Raw genomic sequence first — 2,427 nt, forward strand, 5'->3', positions numbered from 1 at the left:
CCGCGACCGGGTCCGCCTGCAGCGCGGGCCTGCCGGGGAAGGACGCCGCCCGCCGAGGCCCGAGGCGGGCACCGCCCGCCCCTTCCTTCAGGTCTGCTCCTCGGGTTTGCGGTACGAGAGCCCCGGGATGCGCAGGCCGCCCTTGCCGTCCCAGCCCTTGAAGGCGTAGAAGCGCCCGGCGACGCCCGTCGTGAGGTAGTCCGTGAGGGGCTCGCGCATCGGGGGGGAGTCCAGCTTGCGCGTGATCTCCTCCTGCGTGTAGAAGCGCGCCTCCACGATGAACCCGTCCGGGTCGGCGGGATTCAGCAGGCCGTCCCAGCGCGCCTCGAACACGATCGCGATGGCGCGCTCGTTGCGGCGCTCGTCCTCGATGTGCACGCAGTACGCCATGTGCTGGATCGCGGTGATGCGCAGGCCCGTCTCCTCGTAGATCTCGCGGTACAGGGCCTCCGGCGCGGTCTCGCCCACCTCGACCATGCCGCCCGGGAGGGTGTAGCGCACGCGGCCCGCGCCCTGCCAGTCGTTCCCGACGAGCAGCACGCGACCCTGACGGTCACGCAGCACCGCCGCCGTCACCAGCAGGTCACGCCGCGCCATCACCGCCTCCCGGACGGGCGGGCGTCAGCCCTCCGCATGCGCCATCTCCGCGAGGAGCGCCTCGCGTTCGAGCTGTCTCAGGGCCTCCACGACGGGAGAGAGGTCGCCCGTCATGACGCGCCCCAGCGGGAAGTTCTTGTCGTCGCCGGTGAGGCGGTGGTCCGTGACGCGGTCCTGCGGGTAGTTGTACGTGCGGATCTTCTCGCTGCGTTCGCCCGTCCCGATCTGCGCCTGCCGCGAGGCGCGCTGCGTGGCCTCGTCCGCCTCGCGCTGACGCTCCGCGAGGCGGGCGCGCAGGATCGCGAGGGCCTTCTCGCGGTTCTTGATCTGCGAGCGCGTCTCCTGACACACCACGATGATCTCGTCGGGCGTGCCCACCCGGTACGCGGCGCGCACGGCGGAGTCCGTCGTGTTGACGCCCTGACCGCCCGCGCCCTGCGAGCGGAACACGTCGATGCGCACCTCCGAGGGGTCGAGGTGCACCTCGGACTCCTCCGCCTCCGGCAGGACCGCCACCGTGACGGTGCTGGTGTGGATGCGGCCCTGCGTCTCCGTGGCGGGCACGCGCTGCACGCGGTGCACGCCGCGCTCGAACTTGAAGGCGCGGAAGGCGTGGTCCCCCGTGATCTCCGCGACGAGCTTCGTGAAGCCGCCGAGGTCGCTCTGGTTCGCGTCGAGCACCTCCAGCTTCAGGCCCGACGTCTCCGCGTAACGTTGGTAGACGCGCAGCAGGTCCGCCGCGAAGAGCGCGGCCTCGTCGCCTCCGGCGCCCGCGCGGATCTCCAGGATCGCGTCCTTCGGGTCGTCCGGGTCGGTGGGAAGCAGCAGGAGTTCGAGCTCGGATTCCAGTTCCGAGAGGCGCGCCTCGCTCGTGGCGAGGTCCGCCTCGGCGAGCTCGCGCATCTCGGGGTCCGCGAGGAGGTCGCGCGCCTCGTCGCGTGCGCGGCTCAGGTCGCGGTACTCGCGCCACAGCGTGACGATCGGCGTGAGCTCCCGGTGACGGCGCGTCACCTTGAGGTAGCGGGCGTTGTCGGAGATCACCGCCGGGTTCGCGAGGTCACCCTCGACGTTGTGGTATTCGCGCTCGAGGTCCGCCAGTCGGTCGGTCAGCACCCTCGTGGACCTCCGGGAACTCCGGCGTGAAGCGGTGTATTCGTGGACATGGCCCCAGTGTAGAGCCTGACATCGGGCTTACGTTGGCGTGTCCCGCGCGGGCGTTCACGCGAACTTGGACCTTCCGCGGGGCCTCTCGCGTCCGACGCTGGCGGGGCGGCACACTGGGGCATGGCGACTCAGCGGACCCTTCGGCTCGGGATGCTCGGCGCGGGCGGCGTCGGCGCGGGCGTCCTGAAACTCCTGCGCGAGCGCGAGAACCGCCTCACGGCGCTCGGCGTGCGCTTCGAGCTCGTCGGGGTGCTCGTGCGTGACATGGTGCGGCCCCGGCCCGTCCCGGAGGGCACGCCCCTCACGACCGATCCCGGCTTCCTGGACGGCTGCGACGTCGTCGTGGAGGTCATGGGCGGCGTGGAGCGCCCGCTTGAGCTCGTGCGGGGCGTGCTGGCGTCGGGCCGTGCGCTCGTCACGGCGAACAAGGCGCTGCTGTGCGAGGCCTGGGACGAGCTCCGCGCCCCCGCCGAGCGGGGCCTCGTGTACCACGAGGGGAGCGTGATGGCGGGCACGCCCGTCGTGACGGCCCTCGCGACGACGCTGCGCGGCACCCGCGTCACCCGGCTGGAGGCGTCCCTGAACGCGACCTGCACGCACGTCCTGCGCGCCATGGAGGGCGGCGCGTCCTACGCGGAGGCCCTCCATGGCGCGCAGGCCGAGGGC

General features: G+C 72.4%; 2 protein-coding genes and 1 pseudogene. 1 reads left to right on the plus strand and 2 read right to left on the minus strand.

The window, feature by feature from the left end; translation table 11 throughout:
• Positions 1 to 87 precede the first annotated feature (87 nt).
• Both DEIPI_RS0110620 and prfA read right to left on the minus strand, forming a co-directional pair.
• A complete protein-coding gene (locus DEIPI_RS0110620) occupies positions 88 to 597 on the minus strand; it encodes an NUDIX hydrolase (protein ID WP_027481771.1) in 510 nt (169 codons plus the stop codon).
• 24 nt (positions 598 to 621) lie between these two features.
• Positions 622 to 1,710, minus strand: a complete 1,089-nt coding sequence (prfA, locus tag DEIPI_RS0110625; RefSeq protein ID WP_027481772.1) for a peptide chain release factor 1 — start codon at positions 1,708 to 1,710, stop codon at positions 622 to 624.
• A gap of 171 nt (positions 1,711 to 1,881) precedes the next feature.
• Here prfA and DEIPI_RS0110630 point away from each other — a divergent pair.
• Positions 1,882 to 2,427: pseudogene (locus DEIPI_RS0110630) on the plus strand (homoserine dehydrogenase); the annotation flags it as partial.

The organism is Deinococcus pimensis DSM 21231 (assembly GCF_000519345.1).
GTDB classification, from domain to species: Bacteria; Deinococcota; Deinococci; order Deinococcales; family Deinococcaceae; genus Deinococcus_A; species Deinococcus_A pimensis.

Excerpts from the sequence above, each read along its gene's own strand:
- DEIPI_RS0110620 (WP_027481771.1), bottom strand. The coding sequence starts at position 597 with ATGGCGCGGCGTGACCTGCTGGTGACGGCGGCGGTGCTGCGTGACCGT.